Here is a 16,687-nt window from a genome sequence, read left to right on the forward strand (position 1 = left end):
AGAGTCTGTCTTCGCAGCCAGCCGCAAGGCAGGCAGCGAAAACCTGGTCCTGTGGAGCAGTTTGGAGTGCTCGCCACCCTGTCAAGGTGGAGGCCGCGGGTTCAAATCCCGTCAGGACCGCAGTAGACGGAAGCCCGGATCCTCATGGATCCGGGCTTCCGTGCGTCTTGACTCCGGCTCCCGGCGCGGGTAACTCCGTAGGACAGAGTCCGCCCCCTTTCACTTTTCCCTCGACGCGGGGCGGCCGGGTCCACCGGGAGGCCGCACGCATGTCTGCGCCCACGGAAAGGCACGAGACCCGCGCGCTGCTGCGCGCCCATCTGGCGGCCGCATCCGGCTACCGCCACCTCACCCGGCACTGCCCGGTCTGCCATCGCCTGCTGCGGCTCGCGATGGAGCCCCTGCCGACCCCTCCGACAGCTCCCCTGACGACCCCACAGACGGCTCCACGGACGACCCCACAGGCGGCCCCACGGACGCCGCACGCGCGACCGGGGTCCGGCAGTGGGACCGAGCCGCAGTCGGCCCCCGAGGCCGCCACCCACGCCCCCGTGGCGGGCGCCTCCGCGGAGGCGGTGTCACCGCAGGGTGACGCGGCCGCCTCCGGGGACGAAAGTCCTCCCGCGACATGACCATCTGCCGCAGCCAGGCACCCCCGGCCAGTGGCAGGCTCGTAGTTGGCAAGACCTCACGGGTGTGACGGGAGTCACCGAACAAGTTTTACGGAGGGGCGACTTTACGCACTTCCTACAACTGGCGAATTTAATATGTGCCATTGCACTGCCCGGGAAGTACATCCCGGACCGTTCCACCCGAGCCGTCCCACGACGCCCGGGACCCGGGCGAACAGTCCCGAACAACCCCGACCGGAATCGCACTCGGACACCCCGCAAACCGACTCGTCGGCAGGTTCGGGCGGACGTCCGGACCGTTCGGGCCGCCCTCCGAACAGCGTGCGGCCCACCGGACAGCCACCATGCGCCGGCCCCAGGGGCACAAAAAAGCCCCGGCACAGACCCCGGGCACAAAAAAGATCGCGCTGGACCCGGCGGAGTCCAGCGCGATCGAACGACGTACCCGCATGTCACAGGCATGGCGCCCGTTGGGGCAGGCGCCCGTCGTATGGAGCTATGTGTGCGGACACCTGGGGTTGGGGGACCCTTCAGTGCCCTGTTGTGGCTGCGGCGACAGGGGTGTGTCAGGCCTCGCTGCGCTGCTGCGGAATACCCGCAAGCAGTGCGCGGACCTCTGCCTCGCGATACCGGCGATGCCCACCGAGCGTGCGGATGGACGTGAGCTTGCCAGCCTTTGCCCAACGGGTGACCGTCTTCGGGTCCACGCGGAACATCGTGGCAACCTCAGCCGGGGTCAGCAGCGGCTCGGCATCAGGGGTGCGAGCGGTCATGAGCGGCCTCCTCGGGAGAACCGAACCATCTCGGTTCTTTCCTCTAAATTCTGCACCTTGACCCGCGTTGCCCGAAATGGCGGACGCGGGCCGAGTCGGTTATAGGACGAACGGCTTGTCTTCGGCACTACAACTACACCATCCGTCCAGCCACGTCGGCCAAACCGATGGAATTGCCCTCCCAGGTGCTCATCAGCGACGGAAGCCGATGGACCATGCCATAGCGGACAGTCATGACCCAGTAACGATCAGTCACAGGACAAGCAGGAGTCGTCAGAAGTCGTCAGACCCCCCATAGCGTGCAATGCTGAGCATTCCACCCAGAGTTGGGCGGACAGAGTCCTCCCCCGAACTCCTTGTCCTATTTTGACATGAGGAGTAGGGAAGGGCGCAAGGGCCCTGTAAGTGCTATCCATCACGCTTGAGGCAAAAGCCCGGTTCGGGACGTAGGTCCCGGGCCGGGAGAGCGACTCCCCGCCCCACCTGTCGCACGCGTCACACCAAGCACCGGTTCACGGCCCATCAGTTGCCCTCAGGACATCTCCGTTCACCTCCGCCGGGGTCCATCGGCGCCCAAAGATGTCGGACACCTCACAGGATGTCTCTTCCCTGCGGATAGCGCCTCTATGCGGCGGTGCGTTCTGGTTCACACCGCTTCGGGCTAGTTGGAGGATTGTAGGTCACGTACGGCACGCCAGCGGTCGGCGAGACGGCCGTACGCGATGCCCGCCGCGTCACCGTCCCCGGAGCGCAGCGCCGCGATGCCCTCGGCCACATCCGCGGCCGAGCGGTCGGCCGCGAGTTGCTCGCCACTCAGCGCGTGGACGAGACCGCCGTAGTCCAGCTCGACCATGGCGCGCGGGTGGAACTCCTCCAGCCAGCGCCCCACCTCCACGAGCCCCTCGGTCAGCGGCCCTTCGTCGATGGTCTCCCGCAGGGTCCGCAGCGCCCGCGCCAGCCGGCGCCGCGCCTGCACCATCGGGGTCCGGTAGCGGAGCAGCCGGTCCCCCGCACCGCTCACGTACTCCCGCTCCTCGTCGTCGAAGAGCACGAACCAGCGCACCGGCACGTGCCACACCGTGGTCCTGATCCAGGGACGGGCGTCCGGGTTCCGCTCGGCCCACCGCTCGTAGTCCGCCTCCGCCTGCCCCCGCACCACCGGGGGCAGCACCGCGTCCAGCACAGTGGCCGGAAACAGACCCCCCAGTTCGCTCATCGCCATCCAGCCCCGCATCCGGGTCCGCCACGGGCAGACGCAGACGACCCCGTCGACCAGAGCGATGAAGGCGTCCCCGCTCTCGTGCACCGGCACCGCCACCGGAGGGGTGGGAACCAGATCCGCCAGCGAACGACGGAGTTCGTCCTGGGCGGTGGGGAGTTTCGTACGTTGCGCGTAGCGCGTCCAGTGGCTCCGTTCGGGCTCGCGGAAGGCGGCGAGCGGCTCGTACACCCGCAGATAGGACGCGTATGGGACGAGCACCGAAGACACCACCGACATGCGGTAAATCGTGTCACGCCGCTACTCCGCCGGAGGGTGATCCGGAGCACGGGAACAGATCTACGTGTCACGAGGACGTGCGACGCGCGCCAGGTCGTTACGCTCTTGCCCAGTCGGACCGGCCGCTCGCACGGTCGGTCCGGGGCCCTCCCCACCTTCAGGAGGGTCTTCCGCCGCTTCGTACTTGGGAGTCACCACAGTGACCGATGTGACCGGCGTACCCGTCGACGTGCTGCACACCCTGTTCCACTCCGACCAGGGTGGCCACGAGCAGGTCGTGATCTGCCAGGACCGCGCCAGCGGCCTCAAGGCCGTCATCGCCCTCCACTCCACCGCCCTGGGCCCGGCCCTCGGCGGCACCCGCTTCTACCCGTACGCCTCCGAGGCGGAGGCCGTCGCCGACGCGCTGAACCTCTCGCGCGGAATGTCGTACAAGAACGCCATGGCCGGACTCGACCACGGCGGTGGCAAGGCCGTCATCATCGGCGATCCCGACCTGATCAAGTCCGATGAACTGCTCCTGGCCTACGGCCGGTTCGTGGCCTCGCTCGGCGGGCGCTACGTGACCGCCTGCGATGTCGGCACATACGTAGCCGACATGGACGTCGTCGCCCGCGAGTGCCGCTGGACCACCGGCCGTTCGCCCGAGAACGGCGGCGCAGGCGACTCCTCGGTCCTCACCGCGTACGGCGTCTTCCAGGGCATGCGGGCCTCCGCGCAGCACCTGTGGGGCGACCCCACGCTGCGTGGCCGCAAGGTCGGCGTCGCCGGGGTCGGCAAGGTCGGCCGCCACCTGGTCGAGCATCTGCTGAGCGACGGCGCCGAGGTCGTCGTGACGGACGTCCGCGAGGAGTCCGTACGCCACGTCACCGGCCCGCACCCCGAGGTGTCGGTGGCCGTGGACACCGACGCGCTGATCCGCACGGAGGGCCTGGACATCTACGCCCCGTGCGCGCTCGGCGGCGCCCTCGACGACGACAGCGTCCCGGTGCTCACCGCGAAGGTGGTGTGCGGAGCGGCCAACAACCAGCTGGCGCACCCGGGCGTCGAGAAGGACCTCGCCGACCGTTCGATCCTGTACGCACCGGACTACGTGGTGAACGCCGGAGGCGTGATCCAGGTCGCCGACGAGCTCCATGGCTTCGACTTCGACCGGTGCAAGGCGAAGGCCACGAAGATCTTCGACACCACGCTGGCCATATTCGCACGTGCGAAGGCGGACGGGATCCCGCCGGCCGCTGCCGCCGACCGGATCGCCGAACAGCGGATGGCCGACGCCCGCCGTCACTGACGCGTCACCGGAGCGTCGAGCCCCCGTCACCGGACTGTGAGCACGGACCGGGTGACGGGGTCCCGCGGGGCGCGGGAGGACGGCCGGCGGGCCACGGGGAGACAAGACTCACTCCGGTCGGCGGGTCGGCCGTCCACAAGAGGTTAAAATCGGGGTTGACCAGCGAGGACAGGCTCCTCGGAGGTCCTGTACCGAGGCACGTGATGCGGGCGGCGTACCGTATGGCCGAGGAAGCAGGTACGGTTAAAGCCACGGGCGCGGTCTCTCTGCTGAGAGTCCGTCCTGAAACATGAACGCGTGTCAAGACTCTGGGGCCGTCGAGCCCCGTCACCGAGGGGGTCGAGCCATGGGGCGCGGCCGGGCAAAGGCCAAGCAGACAAAGGTCGCCCGCCAGCTGAAGTACAGCAGCGGCGGAACGGATCTGTCGCGTCTGGCCAATGAGCTGGGCGCATCGCCTTCGAGTCAGCCACCGAACGCCGAGCCGTTCGAGGACGACGACGAGGAAGATGACCCGTACGCACAGTACGCGGATCAGTACAACAACGACGATGACTCGGACGAGGACGATCAGTCCGGCCCATCGTCACAGCGCCGCGGCGCTTGACCTCGCGCTGACACATCAACCCGGTCCGGGCCTGCTCGGACCGGGTTCTGTGCTGTCCCGGCACGGACGGACCGAAGTCCCCCGCGGTCAGCGCCGCCCACCGCCGGTCCTTCGCTGTGCGGGACCAGCGGTCATGGCGTCCTACCGTGCGTAGTCACCGGTCAGCTCGGCGCCCGTGGTGCGGTCACCGCGATCGGTGATCTCGCCGGCGACCCAGGAGTCGACACCCCGGTCGGCGAGCGTGGTCAGCGCCGCGTCCACCGAGTCGGCGGGCACGATCGCGATCATGCCGACGCCCATGTTGAGCGTCTTCTCCAGCTCCAGCCGCTCGACCTTCCCGGCCTTGCCGACCACGTCGAAGACGGCGCCGGGCGCCCAGGTGGACCGGTCGACCGTGGCGTGCAGCCCGTCCGGGACGACCCGGGCCAGGTTGTTGGCCAGGCCGCCTCCGGTGACATGGCTGAAGCCGTGCACCTCGGTCGTGCGGGTCAGCGCCAGACAGTCCAGGGAGTAGATCCTGGTGGGCTCCAGGAGCTCCTCGCCGAGCGTCCTGCCGAACTCCTCGACCTCGCGGTCCAGGCTCCAGCCTGCCCGGTCGAAGACCACGTGGCGCACGAGCGAGTACCCGTTGGAGTGAAGACCGGACGACTCCATCGCGATCACGGCGTCACCCTTACGGATACGGTCAGGGCCCAGCAGCCGGTCGGCCTCGACCACACCGGTCCCGGCGCCCGCCACGTCGAAGTCGTCCGGGCCCAGCAGGCCGGGGTGCTCGGCCGTCTCGCCGCCGACCAGCGCGCAGCCCGCCAGGACACAGCCTTCGGCGATGCCCTTCACGATGGCCGCGACGCGCTCGGGGTGCACCTTGCCGACGCAGATGTAGTCGGTCATGAAGAGCGGTTCGGCGCCGCAGACGACCAGGTCGTCGACGACCATGCCGACCAGGTCATGGCCGATGGTGTCGTACACGCCCATCTGCCGGGCCAGATCGACCTTCGTGCCGACGCCGTCGGTGGCGGAGGCGAGCAGCGGGCGCTCGTACCGCTTGAGCGCCGACGCGTCGAAGAGGCCGGCGAATCCGCCGAGGCCGCCGAGGCCCGCGACCTCGGGGCGCTGCGTCTTCTTCACCCACTTCTTCATCAGCTCGACGGCGCGGTCACCGGCTTCGATGTCGACGCCTGCCGCGGCGTAGGAAGCACCTGTTGTCTCAGACATGGCCCGGGATCTTTCGTGTGTGAATACGGGGCTGGTGGGAAAGCAGCCGGCCGGTCCGGGTCACGGACGACGCAGCGCGTCGGCCGCCGCGGTCGCGGCGGGACCGGCCGCCAGCTCGGTCTCCAGCAGCTGCTTGCCGAGCAGCTCCGGGTCCGGAAGCTCCATCGGGTATTCGCCGTCGAAGCAGGCGCGGCACAGATTCGGCTTGGCGATCGTCGTCGCCTCGACCATCGCGTCGAGCGAGATGTAGGCGAGGGAGTCGGCACCCATGGAGGTGGCGATCTCGTCGACGGACATGCCGTTGGCGATCAGCTCGGCGCGGGTCGCGAAGTCGATGCCGAAGAAACAGGGCCACTTGACGGGCGGGGAGGAGATCCGGATATGGATCTCGGCGGCGCCCGCCTCACGGAGCATCCGCACCAGGGCGCGCTGGGTGTTGCCGCGGACGATCGAGTCGTCGACGACCACGAGGCGCTTGCCCTTGATGACTTCCTTGAGGGGATTGAGCTTGAGCCGGATGCCCAACTGGCGGATGGTCTGTGAAGGCTGGATGAAGGTCCGGCCGACGTACGCGTTCTTGACCAGCCCGGACCCGAACGGAATTCCGCTCGCCTCGGCGTAGCCGATGGCCGCGGGGGTTCCGGATTCCGGTGTCGCTATGACCAGATCGGCGTCGACGGGGGCCTCGGCCGCCAGCTTCCGGCCCATCTCCACGCGCGAGAGGTAGACGTTCCGCCCGGCGATGTCGGTGTCGGGGCGGGCCAGATAGACGTACTCGAAGACACAGCCCTTGGGCTTCGCTTCTGCGAAGCGGGAGCTGCGCAGACCGTTCTCGTCGATAGCGACGAGCTCGCCCGGCTCGATCTCGCGGACGAAGCTGGCGCCGCAGATGTCGAGGGCGGCGGACTCGGAGGCCACCACCCAGCCACGCTCGAGACGGCCGAGGACCAGGGGGCGGATGCCCTGCGGGTCACGGGCGGCGTACAGCGTGTGCTCGTCCATGAAGACGAGCGAGAAGGCGCCCTTGACCTCGGGGAGGACCTTCGGGGCGGCCTCCTCGACGGTGAGCGGCTTGTCGTCGTCATCCCGCTGGCCGGCGAGCAGCGCGGTCACCAGATCGGTGTCGTTGGTCGCGGCGACCTGGGTGGCGCGACCGTCCTTGCGGGGAAGGTCGGCGACCAGCTCGGCGAGCTGAGCCGTGTTGACCAGGTTGCCGTTGTGACCCAGCGCGATCGAGCCGTGCGCGGTGGCACGGAACGTCGGCTGCGCGTTCTCCCACACCGAGGCACCGGTGGTGGAGTAGCGGGCATGACCGACCGCGATATGGCCCTGGAGCGATCCCAGAGATGTTTCGTCGAAGACCTGCGAGACCAGTCCCATGTCCTTGAAGACCAGGATCTGGGACCCGTTGCTCACTGCGATGCCCGCGGACTCCTGTCCACGGTGCTGCAGGGCATACAGTCCGAAATAGGTGAGCTTGGCGACCTCTTCGCCCGGAGCCCAGACACCGAAGACGCCGCAAGCGTCCTGGGGGCCTTTCTCTCCGGGGAGCAGGTCGTGGTTGAGTCGTCCATCACCACGAGGCACGCCACCGAGTGTAGGCGAGATCGACCACCGGTCCGAATTGGGTGACCGCCCCGCCCCGCCCATGGGCAGGGCGGCAGGGGGTTTCACGGGGGTGCGGGGACCGGCACCGGACGATCACTCCGGGTGATCACGACCGTCTTGCCGCCGTCGCCCCGGAGGACCCCGGATGCGGACGACGCCCGGGATGGAGGGCGGTTTCCGGCCGGTCGGGCACCTGCGGCCGTGCCGCCATCGGCGCCCTCCCTCGTGGCACTCGGTGAGCCGGGACGCCCGGCGGTACGGGGACCGACCGAGCGCTCGCTTCGTGGCGAGCCTCACACTGCGAACGCCCTGCCACCCCGCCCGGTTCGGCCGCGAACGGGCGGAACCTGAGGCTTTGCGGGACGGCTTGTCCGCAGTACGAGACCACCGTTGACAGGCTCATGGCCCGTTGGGCAGGCTCCTTCCTCATGCAGCCTCTCGGTGATCACTCGGTCACGCTCGTGGAGCGCCGCCACGTCGATCTGGGACGCGTCGCGAGCGCCATCTGTCGCCACGCCTGAGAGTCCGTCGCCACGCCCGGCAGGCTCTGAGCCCGCCGCAGCGCACTCCGGGGCCTTCCCGAGGAATCCCGGCACAGGGGTGCGCCTTTCCTCTCTTCCTCCGCACGGCCCGTCCTGACCCGGTGCGCCCTTCGGCGCTCCGGTCCCCGACGGGATCCGTCGCGCCCGCCCCTCGCGCTCCGCCGTCCCCCAACGGCGCCCGAGGCCTGCCCAGGAGACCTCATGCCCTCTCGTGACGCACACGCACGCCCGGACGAACAGCCCCCTTCATCTCCTTCGTCTCCTTCATCTCCTTCGTCCCTGAGCCGACGCGCCTTCACCACCGCCGTGGGCGCGACCGCCGCCGCCGCAGCCGTCGGGATACAGGCCGCCTCCCCCGCGGCCGCCGCGACCGGGGCTGCCTCCGAGGAGGTGGAGCGGGAGCGGCCGTTCCGCGCGGCCCGCGGCAAGCACGCGCGCCGTCCCAACATCCTCTTCATCCTCGGCGACGACCTCGGCTGGGCGGACCTCTCCTCGTACGGGGCCCCGCACATCCGCACCCCCAACCTGGACAGGCTGGGGCGCGAAGGCGTGCGGTTCACGGACGCCTACTCCGGGTCCGCCACCTGCTCGCCCACCCGCTTCAGCCTCTACACGGGGCGCTACCCGGGGCGTACGAAGGGCGGGCTCGCCGAGCCCATCGCCGACAGGTCCGTGGGCCTTGAGCCCACCCATCCGACGCTGGCCTCCCTGCTGCGCGGCGCCGGCTACTCGACCGCGCTGATCGGCAAGTGGCACTGCGGATACCTGCCGGACTACAGCCCCACCAAGTCGGGTTGGGACGAGTTCTTCGGCAACTTCGGCGGAGCCCTGGAGTACTACTCCAAGCTCGGTCTGGCCGGAGAGTACGACCTGTACGAGGGCGACGCCGAGTACAAGGACCTGCGCTACTACACCCGGATCCTGACGGAGCGCGCGAGCGAGTACGTGCAGCGCGACCACGACGAGCCGTGGCTGCTCAACCTCAACTTCACCACCCCGCACTGGCCGTGGATCGCCGAGGGCGACACTGCGGAGAGCGCCGAGATCGTACGGAAGATCAAGGAAGGCGGCCTCGACGGGCTCTTCCACGCCGATGGCGGCTCGGTCGAGAAGTACACACAGATGGTCGAGGACCTGGACCGCTCGGTCGGCGAGGTGCTGAAGGCCCTGAAGCGGTCGGGGCAGGAGGAGGACACCCTGGTCTTCTTCGCCAGCGACAACGGCGGCGAGCGGTTCTCCTACAACTGGCCGCTGTCAGGCAACAAGAGCTCCCTCCAGGAGGGCGGCATCCGCGTGCCCTCGGTGCTGCGCTGGCCCGCGCGCATCGACGCCCACCAGGTCAGCGATCTCCCGGTGTTCTCGCCGGACTGGACGGCGACGCTGCTGGAGCTCGGCGGGGCGCGCCCCGACCCCGCGCACCCGCTGGACGGCGTCAGCCTCGCCGGATATCTGCTGCGGGGCGAGACACCGGAGGAGCGCGACCTGTTCTGGCGGGTGCGCGGGGAGCGGGCGCTGCGGCGCGGCGACTGGAAGTACTACCGGGGGACCGGTGGGACGGACCAGCTGTTCAACCTGGCCGACGACCGGCGCGAACAGGCGGACCGCGCTGCGGCCGAACCGGAGCGGGTGGCCGAACTGCGGGCGTCGTGGGAGAGGACGGACTCCGGCCTGCTGCCGTATCCGACGGCCTCCTGACGGCGTCATGAGGTCTTCCGGCGGCCCCATGACGGCGTCATGACGGCCTTCCGGCGGCCATCCGACGCCCTTGACCGCTCGCTCCGGTTCCCGGACGGATCAGCCCCGGTCAGGCCGGTCGTCGGCGGCCGGGGCGGATGCGTCGAGCCCCTCGCCGTTGCCGCCGTCGATCGACAGGGTCCGGTGGTCGACCGTGTACGTCGTCCTCCCGTCAAGCACCCGGAGCAGCGCGCGCTCCAGCTCCATCCGGGGGCCCGCGCACATCATCTTGGTGGAGGCGAGCCGGCCGAAGGTGAGGGTGGAGCCGGACACCTTCGCCTTGCCGTGGAAGGAGTTGCAGCCGAGGTTCCCCGCGACCGAGCCGTCCTTGCCGAAGGTGAGGTGCGCCTTGCCCTTCGTACCGGCGGGCAGGGATGTGGCGGTCTTGCCGGAGACCAGTGCGGTGACCTTCCAGGCGGTGCCGACGAGGGGAGCCGCCGGTTCGGACGCGAGGGCGATGGAGTCGCCCCGCGCGGTGGTCAGGGTCAGGGTCCGCTCGTCGTCCTCGCCCGCCACCTCGGCCCTGAGCTCGCCGTGGAGCGCCTTGCCCAACGCGTTCTCGAACCGCTGGACATCCTTCGCGCACCCCATTCCGGTGGTGGTGCCCGGCCCGATGGTGACCTTGTCGCCTTCGAGGCCGGCATCGGCGGTGAAGCGGTTGCAGCCCAGACTGCCGGTGGCCTTCCCCTCGGCGTCGATCTCGATGTGCGCGTCGGCGGGGGCGGTGCTCTTCTGTCCCTGGACGGTGAGCGAGGACACCTTCCAGCGGACCCCGGTCACGTCGGGTCCTGCCCGTACCGTGCCACCGCCGTCCCCGGAACCCGCTCCGGATCCCGACTCGGAACCGCAGGCGGCAAGGGTGAGGAGGGCCAGGAGGCTGAGGGCCATACGTCGTGTACGCATGGCGATGGGACGGAACGACCGGCCGGTCCGGTTCCCTTCAGCCCATCAGCGGGAGCAGCGGGGCGAGGTCCGCCCGCTCACCGCTGGCACTGACCTGCGCCGCTTCGAGCGCCTGCGTCCACCGCGTACGGCCGGTGGCCAGCCTGATCCAGGTGAGCGGGTCCATCTCCACGACGTTGGGAGGCGTGCCCCTGGTGTGCTTGGGTCCGCCGATGCACTGGACGACCGCGAAGGGCGGGACCCTCACCTCGACGGAGCCGCCTGGCGCCCTGTCCGCGAGCGCGTCGGCGAGCAGCCGGGTGCAGGCGGCGAGCGCCTGGCGGTCGTACGCGATGTCGAGGCCGGTCGCCCGATGCAGATCGTCGGTGTGGACGACGAGTTCGACGGTTCGGGTCACCAGGAAGTCGCCCAGCCGCATCGTGCCCGCCCGGGTCGTCACCAGCCGGTCGCCCGCGTCGGTGGGGACCAGCTGCGCGAACCGGGCGGCCGTCTCCTCGTACAGCGCGTCGAGGTCGGATCCGGCCGCGGCCGGATCATCGACCAGGCCGGCGATGCCATCGGCCGAGCCCTTGGTGCAGTTGGCGGAGAAGGGCCACTCCACCAGGGTGAGCTGCGGTTTCACCCCGGGCGGCGCCGGCAGTTCCAGCTGCCGGCTGACGCACTCCAGCGCCATGGCGAGGTGGGTGGCGAGCTCCCGCACGGTCCACTCCCCCAGCCCGGAAGGCCCTGCCAGCTGATCCTCCGTAAGCGCGGCCACCGCCTCCCGGACACGGTCGAACTGCGCCAGGACCGCGGTGCGGGTCCGGCTGAGGTCGTAGGCGCGCGGGCGCTTCTTGGCCGGGGGCATACGGGCGAGACTAACCGGCGCCTCTGACAACGCCCGCCCCGTACGGCCCGACGCCGGCCGTGCGATCAGCCGTTGCTGACGGCTCCCTCTGCCTCGAACACCTCGCCGTTGGCCGGTACGCCGATGCCCCGCCAGGTGAAGGGGATCCCCCGGGCCTTTTCGAGGTCCGGGTGGTCCATCAGCTGGAAGTGCACATGCGGCTCCGTGGTGTTGCCGGAGTTACCGCACCGGGCGATCCGCTGTCCCGCCCTGACGGTGTCGCCGGCGCGCACCTGGAGTGAGCCGCGCTGGACATGGGCGTAGGCCGCGTACGTCCCGTCACCGAGGTCCAGCACGACGCGGTTGCCGAACACCCGGTGCGCGCCCGCCAGTCCGCGCGCCTCGCCTTCGGCGAGCAGGAGATAGGCGAGCCCCAGCAGGGAGTTGCGGCTCAGATGGTCGCGCTGCGTGTCGTCGGCGGCGACGACCGTGGCGTCCGCGACCGCGAGCAGGGGGGCGCCGAAGCCGGGGAAGGCCCGGGGCCTGCGCGCCACGGGCCACAGCCAGGCGAACCCGGGTCGCCCGCCCGTGGTCCCCGCCGGTCCTTCCGGTCCCTCCGCCACGGTGCCGTCCGCGTCATCCGCCGCGATCCCCACCGGGGCGTCCGCCGTCACGATGTCGATGGCGTACGTCTGGCCGAAGGTGTGGAGGCCATGGCTCGGCACCCGGTCGGCCGGACTGTTGAGCGCGGACCAGCGGCCCGCCACCGGCGGGAGCACCTCGACGGCCTCGCGGCGCGCGGCCCTGAGGTCACGGCTCGCCATACGGCCTCCCGCGATGCTCGCCGTCCACGCGAGTACGAGGGGGAGGAAGACCAGCCAGGACGGGAAGGGGTACTCGACGAAGAGCCCCGTGACGACGAGCGCCACGAAGACCAGAACGAACACCCGGGCGAGCAGCCCCGGCAACCTGCGTGCGGACATGGGATCTCCCCCTGCTGTCGTGTTCCTCAGGGCCAGGCGGCCGTGAGCACCACCAGGAGCGGCACCACCCGGGCAGCAGGCACCTCGTAGCGCCCGCGTCCCGCCGAGTGCAGCCAGCCCGCGCCGGTCAGGAGGCGCAGGTGGTGGTAGATCTGGCCGGTCGTCCCCGTGTTGTCGAGCTCGGCCAGTTCGGCGGCCGTGCGGCGGCCGCCGAGGATCTCGCGGAGCAGCCTCAGCCGTACCGGATGGCCGAGCGCTGCCAGGGGTTCGGCGGCTTCCGCCCAGTCGGGGCGGTCCTCCCGCGTGTTCCCCAGAAGCCCGACCGTGAGCGCGCCGTACTGCCACTCGTACCGCTCGCCGGCCGGCAGCTTCACCGCGCCCGTGAACAGCACCCCGCCGTCGGCCGCGGCCTCCCCGACGTGGCCGAGCTGTTCCTTCAGCCCCTCCAGCGCCCAGAAGTCCCCGGCTCCCAGCTTCGGCTTCGCACTTCCGGCGACCGGTTCGGCGGCCGATTCGGCGACCGACTCCAGCACCGCGAGGCGCCGCTCCAGCTCGGCGACACGCTCCTCGAGCTCCATGACATCCACCTTACGTAATTACGTAATTTCATTCAACACCTACGACGCGGGAACGCCGAAGCCCCCGTCCGGTCGGTCGGACAGGGGCTTCGGTGCAGGGCTGCGGTACAGGCTTCGGTACGGACGGAGCCTGGAACCCTAGGCGAACAGGCCCGTCAGGGTCCCCTCGTGGGCCGTGCGCAGCTCGCTCAGCGGAATGCTGAACTCGCCCTGGATCTCGATCTCCTCGCCGTCCACGACACCGATACGGGTGACGGGCAGCCCCCGCGCCCCGCACATGTCGTTGAAGCGGAGCTCCTCGCTGCGCGGAATCGAGACGACCGCGCGGCCGGCCGACTCCGAGAACAGGAAGGTGAACGCGTCCAGACCCTCGGGGACGACCAGCCGGGCACCCTTCCCGCCGCGCAGGCAGGACTCGGTGACCGCCTGGATCAGACCGCCGTCGGAGAGGTCGTGCGCCGCGTCGATCATGCCGTCGCGCGAGGCCGAGATCAGGATCTCGCCGAGCAGCTTCTCGCGGCCCAGGTCGACCTCGGGCGGCATCCCGCCGAGGTGCTGGTGGACGACCTCGGACCAGGCCGAGCCGCCGAACTCCTCGCGGGTGTCGCCCAGGAGGTAGAGCAGCTGCCCCTCCGCGGCGAAGGCGACCGGCGTGCGCCGGGTGACGTCGTCGATCACACCGAGGACGGCGACGACCGGCGTCGGGTGGATCGCGGTCTCGCCGGTCTGGTTGTAGAGCGAGACGTTGCCGCCGGTGACCGGGGTGCCCAGCTCCAGGCAGCCGTCCGCGAGACCGCGGGTGGCCTCGGCGAACTGCCACATGACGTCCGGGTCCTCGGGCGAACCGAAGTTCAGGCAGTCCGAGATGGCGAGCGGCTTGGCGCCGGACGCCGCGACATTGCGGTAGGACTCGGCGAGCGCGAGCCGCGCACCCGTGTACGGGTCGAGCTTGGCGTAGCGGCCGTTGCCGTCGGTCGCCATGGCCACGCCCAGGTTCGACTGCTCGTCGATCCGGACCATGCCGGCGTCCTCGGGCATCGCCAGCACGGTGTTGCCCTGCACGAAGCGGTCGTACTGGTCGGTGATCCAGGACTTGGAGGCCTGGTTCGGGGAGCCGACCAGCTTGAGGACCTGCTCACGCAGCTCGGCGCCGTTCGACGGACGGGCCAGCTTGCCGGCGTCGTCGGCCTGCAGCGCGTCCTGCCAGGAGGGGCGCGCGAACGGGCGGTGGTAGGTCGGGCCCTCGTGCGCCACGGACCGCGGCGGTACGTCCACGATCTGCTCGCCGTGCCAGAAGATCTCCAGCTGCGAGCCCTCGGTCACCTCACCGATGACGGTGGCGATGACGTCCCACTTCTCGCAGATCTCCATGAAGCGGTCCACGTGCTGCGGCTCGACGATCGCGCACATGCGCTCCTGCGACTCGCTCATGAGGATTTCCTCGGGCGAGAGGGAGGAGTCGCGCAGCGGCACGGTGTCCAGCTCGACGCGCATCCCGCCGGAGCCCGCGGAGGCCAGCTCACTCGTGGCGCAGGAGAGCCCGGCGCCGCCGAGGTCCTGGATGCCCGCGACGAGCTTCTCCTTGAAGATCTCCAGGGTGCACTCGATGAGGAGCTTCTCCTGGAACGGGTCGCCGACCTGGACGGCGGGCCGCTTGGTGGGCTTGGTGTCGTCGAAGGTCTCCGAGGCCAGCACGGAGACGCCGCCGATGCCGTCGCCGCCGGTGCGGGCGCCGTACAGGATCACCTTGTTGCCGGGTCCCGAGGCCTGGGCCAGGTGGATGTCCTCGTGCTTCATCACGCCGATGCAGCCGGCGTTGACGAGCGGGTTGCCCTGGTAGCAGGCGTCGAAGACGACCTCGCCGCCGATGTTCGGCAGACCGAGACAGTTCCCGTAACCGCCGATGCCCGCGACGATGCCGGGCAGCACCCGGCGGGTGTCGGGGTGGTCGGCCGCGCCGAAGCGCAGCGGGTCGACGACCGCGATCGGACGGGCACCCATGGCGAGGATGTCGCGGACGATGCCGCCGACGCCGGTGGCCGCGCCCTGGTAGGGCTCGATGTACGAGGGGTGGTTGTGCGACTCGACCTTGAAGGTGACCGCGTAACCCTGGCCGACGTCGACCACACCGGCGTTCTCGCCGATGCCGACGAGCATCGCGTCGTTGGCCGGGACCTTCTCGCCGAACTGCTTGAGGTGGACCTTGCTGCTCTTGTACGAGCAGTGCTCGGACCACATCACGGAGTACATGGCGAGCTCGGCGCCGGTGGGACGGCGGCCCAGGATCTCGCGGATCCGGGCGTACTCGTCCTCCTTGAGGCCGAGCTCCTTCCAGGGCTGCCCGGCGTCCGGGGTTTCGGCCGCGTGCTTGACCGTGTCCAGGCTCATGCGTTGACCAGCTTCTTGATGATCGAGGTGAAGAAACCCAGGCCGTCGGTGCGACCGGTGCCGATCAGCGGCTCGACGGCGTGCTCCGGGTGCGGCATCAGACCGACGACGTTGCCCGCGGCGTTGGTGACGCCCGCGATGTCGCGCAGCGAGCCGTTCGGGTTGACGTCGGCGTAACGGAAGGCGACACGGCCCTCGGCCTCCAGCGCGTCGAGCGTGCGCTCGTCGGCGGTGTACCGGCCGTCCACGTTCTTCAGGGGTACGGAGATCTCCTGGCCCGCCGTGTAGTCGGAGGTCCAGGCCGTCTCCGCGTTCTCCACCCGCAGCTTCTGGTCGCGGCAGATGAAGTGGAGGTGGTTGTTGCGCAGCATCGCACCGGGCAGCAGATGCGCCTCGGTGAGGATCTGGAAGCCGTTGCAGATACCGAGGACCGGCAGGCCGGCCTTCGCCTGCTCGATGACGGTCTCCATCACCGGCGAGAAACGCGAGATGGCGCCGGCGCGCAGATAGTCGCCGTAACTGAATCCACCGGCCAGGATGACCGCGTCGACCTGGTGGAGATCCTTGTCACGGTGCCAGAGCGACACGGGTTCGGCGCCCGCGATCCGCACGGCCCGCAGGCTGTCCTGGTCGTCGAGCGTGCCGGGAAAAGTGACGACGCCGATACGGGTGGTCACTTCTCCTCCTCCACCTTGACGGTGAAGTCCTCGATGACGGTGTTGGCGAGGAAGGTCTCGGCGATCTCGTTAATACGGGCGAGGGCGGCATCGTCGACCGGCCCCTCGACCTCGAGCTCGAAACGCTTTCCCTGACGAACGTCCGCGATTCCTTCGAAGCCGAGACGGGGCAGTGCGCGCTGCACAGCCTGTCCCTGCGGGTCGAGGATCTCCGGCTTGAGCATGACGTCGACTACGACGCGTGCCACTGGCACTCCCGGTGGTGTGGTGCGGCTGTGTCTCCGAGGGGTTCCCCAGATCCCCGCGGGTCCACTCAGCGTACCTGGCCAGAAATTCTACGCGGGTAGATATCGGGCGGCCCCGATCACGGTGAGATATCGGAGGCGGCAACGCCCGGGAAAAGTCTGGAAAAAAATCTTCACCCGGATTGCACGC

16 protein-coding genes and 1 tRNA gene are annotated in these 16,687 nt (G+C 69.8%); 6 read left to right on the forward strand and 11 right to left on the reverse strand.

The features are described from left to right. Window positions 1-45 precede the first annotated feature (45 nt). Together OG623_RS16070 and OG623_RS16075 are read left to right on the forward strand one after the other, a co-directional pair. A tRNA-Asp gene (locus tag OG623_RS16070) sits at window positions 46-120 on the forward strand. A gap of 149 nt (window positions 121-269) precedes the next feature. Continuing rightward, a complete protein-coding gene (locus OG623_RS16075) occupies window positions 270-632 on the forward strand; it encodes a DUF6274 family protein (RefSeq protein WP_406147230.1) in 363 nt (120 codons plus the stop codon). 566 nt (window positions 633-1,198) lie between these two features. Here OG623_RS16075 and bldC read toward each other — a convergent pair. Both bldC and OG623_RS16085 read right to left on the reverse strand, forming a co-directional pair. Continuing rightward, complete coding sequence (gene bldC / locus OG623_RS16080; protein ID WP_003949541.1) at window positions 1,199-1,405, reverse strand: developmental transcriptional regulator BldC; 207 nt, start codon at window positions 1,403-1,405, stop codon at window positions 1,199-1,201. A 661-nt stretch (window positions 1,406-2,066) separates the two neighbouring features. Next, complete coding sequence (locus OG623_RS16085; RefSeq protein ID WP_406147232.1) at window positions 2,067-2,903, reverse strand: hypothetical protein; 837 nt, start codon at window positions 2,901-2,903, stop codon at window positions 2,067-2,069. A 199-nt stretch (window positions 2,904-3,102) separates the two neighbouring features. Between OG623_RS16085 and OG623_RS16090 the strand changes: the two genes are divergently transcribed. Next, entirely contained in the window at window positions 3,103-4,194 is a 1,092-nt protein-coding gene (locus tag OG623_RS16090) for a Leu/Phe/Val dehydrogenase (RefSeq protein WP_406147233.1), read from the forward strand. A 346-nt stretch (window positions 4,195-4,540) separates the two neighbouring features. Then, the gene (locus tag OG623_RS16095; RefSeq protein WP_362886814.1) at window positions 4,541-4,798 is read left to right on the forward strand and encodes a DUF3073 domain-containing protein; all 258 of its coding nucleotides are present in this window, start codon (window positions 4,541-4,543) and stop codon (window positions 4,796-4,798) included. Window positions 4,799-4,939: 141 nt separating this feature from the next. Here OG623_RS16095 and purM read toward each other — a convergent pair whose 3' ends face one another. Further along, on the reverse strand, window positions 4,940-6,013 hold the full coding sequence (purM, locus tag OG623_RS16100; RefSeq protein ID WP_406147234.1) for a phosphoribosylformylglycinamidine cyclo-ligase: 1,074 nt from the start codon (window positions 6,011-6,013) through the stop codon (window positions 4,940-4,942). Window positions 6,014-6,073: 60 nt separating this feature from the next. Continuing rightward, entirely contained in the window at window positions 6,074-7,600 is a 1,527-nt protein-coding gene (gene purF / locus OG623_RS16105) for an amidophosphoribosyltransferase (protein ID WP_406147235.1), read from the reverse strand. Between the two features lie 422 nt (window positions 7,601-8,022). On the opposite strand from purF, the gene OG623_RS16110 reads away from it, so the two are divergent. Together OG623_RS16110 and OG623_RS16115 are read left to right on the forward strand one after the other, a co-directional pair. Beyond that, on the forward strand, window positions 8,023-8,142 hold the full coding sequence (locus tag OG623_RS16110; protein ID WP_406147237.1) for a putative leader peptide: 120 nt from the start codon (window positions 8,023-8,025) through the stop codon (window positions 8,140-8,142). A 222-nt stretch (window positions 8,143-8,364) separates the two neighbouring features. Next, window positions 8,365-9,858: a sulfatase gene (locus OG623_RS16115; RefSeq protein ID WP_406147238.1), complete on the forward strand. Its 1,494-nt coding sequence runs from the start codon at window positions 8,365-8,367 to the stop codon at window positions 9,856-9,858. Between the two features lie 99 nt (window positions 9,859-9,957). Here OG623_RS16115 and OG623_RS16120 read toward each other — a convergent pair whose 3' ends face one another. The 7 genes from OG623_RS16120 to purS all read right to left on the reverse strand — a co-directional run bounded on the left by OG623_RS16120 (window position 9,958) and on the right by purS (window position 16,500). Beyond that, a complete protein-coding gene (locus OG623_RS16120; RefSeq protein ID WP_406147239.1) occupies window positions 9,958-10,800 on the reverse strand; it encodes an META domain-containing protein in 843 nt (280 codons plus the stop codon). A 37-nt stretch (window positions 10,801-10,837) separates the two neighbouring features. Then, window positions 10,838-11,647 (reverse strand): sterol carrier family protein, encoded by an 810-nt coding sequence (locus OG623_RS16125; RefSeq protein ID WP_406147241.1) that lies wholly within the window; start codon window positions 11,645-11,647, stop codon window positions 10,838-10,840. A gap of 65 nt (window positions 11,648-11,712) precedes the next feature. Beyond that, window positions 11,713-12,609, reverse strand: coding sequence for a M23 family metallopeptidase (locus tag OG623_RS16130; RefSeq protein ID WP_406147242.1), 897 nt, complete (start codon window positions 12,607-12,609; stop codon window positions 11,713-11,715). Between the two features lie 26 nt (window positions 12,610-12,635). Next, window positions 12,636-13,187, reverse strand: a complete 552-nt coding sequence (locus OG623_RS16135; RefSeq protein ID WP_406147243.1) for an ArsR/SmtB family transcription factor — start codon at window positions 13,185-13,187, stop codon at window positions 12,636-12,638. 138 nt (window positions 13,188-13,325) lie between these two features. Next, the gene (purL, locus tag OG623_RS16140; RefSeq protein WP_406147244.1) at window positions 13,326-15,575 is read right to left on the reverse strand and encodes a phosphoribosylformylglycinamidine synthase subunit PurL; all 2,250 of its coding nucleotides are present in this window, start codon (window positions 15,573-15,575) and stop codon (window positions 13,326-13,328) included. Then, a complete protein-coding gene (purQ, locus tag OG623_RS16145) occupies window positions 15,572-16,252 on the reverse strand; it encodes a phosphoribosylformylglycinamidine synthase subunit PurQ (RefSeq protein ID WP_406147246.1) in 681 nt (226 codons plus the stop codon). Before purQ ends, purL begins: the two co-directional genes overlap by 4 nt. Next, the gene (gene purS / locus OG623_RS16150) at window positions 16,249-16,500 is read right to left on the reverse strand and encodes a phosphoribosylformylglycinamidine synthase subunit PurS (protein ID WP_362886794.1); all 252 of its coding nucleotides are present in this window, start codon (window positions 16,498-16,500) and stop codon (window positions 16,249-16,251) included. The genes purQ and purS overlap by 4 nt, the downstream gene beginning before the upstream one ends. Window positions 16,501-16,687: the final 187 nt, after the last annotated feature.

This window comes from Streptomyces sp. NBC_01012 (assembly GCF_045162755.1).
GTDB lineage: Bacteria > Actinomycetota > Actinomycetes > Streptomycetales > Streptomycetaceae > Streptomyces.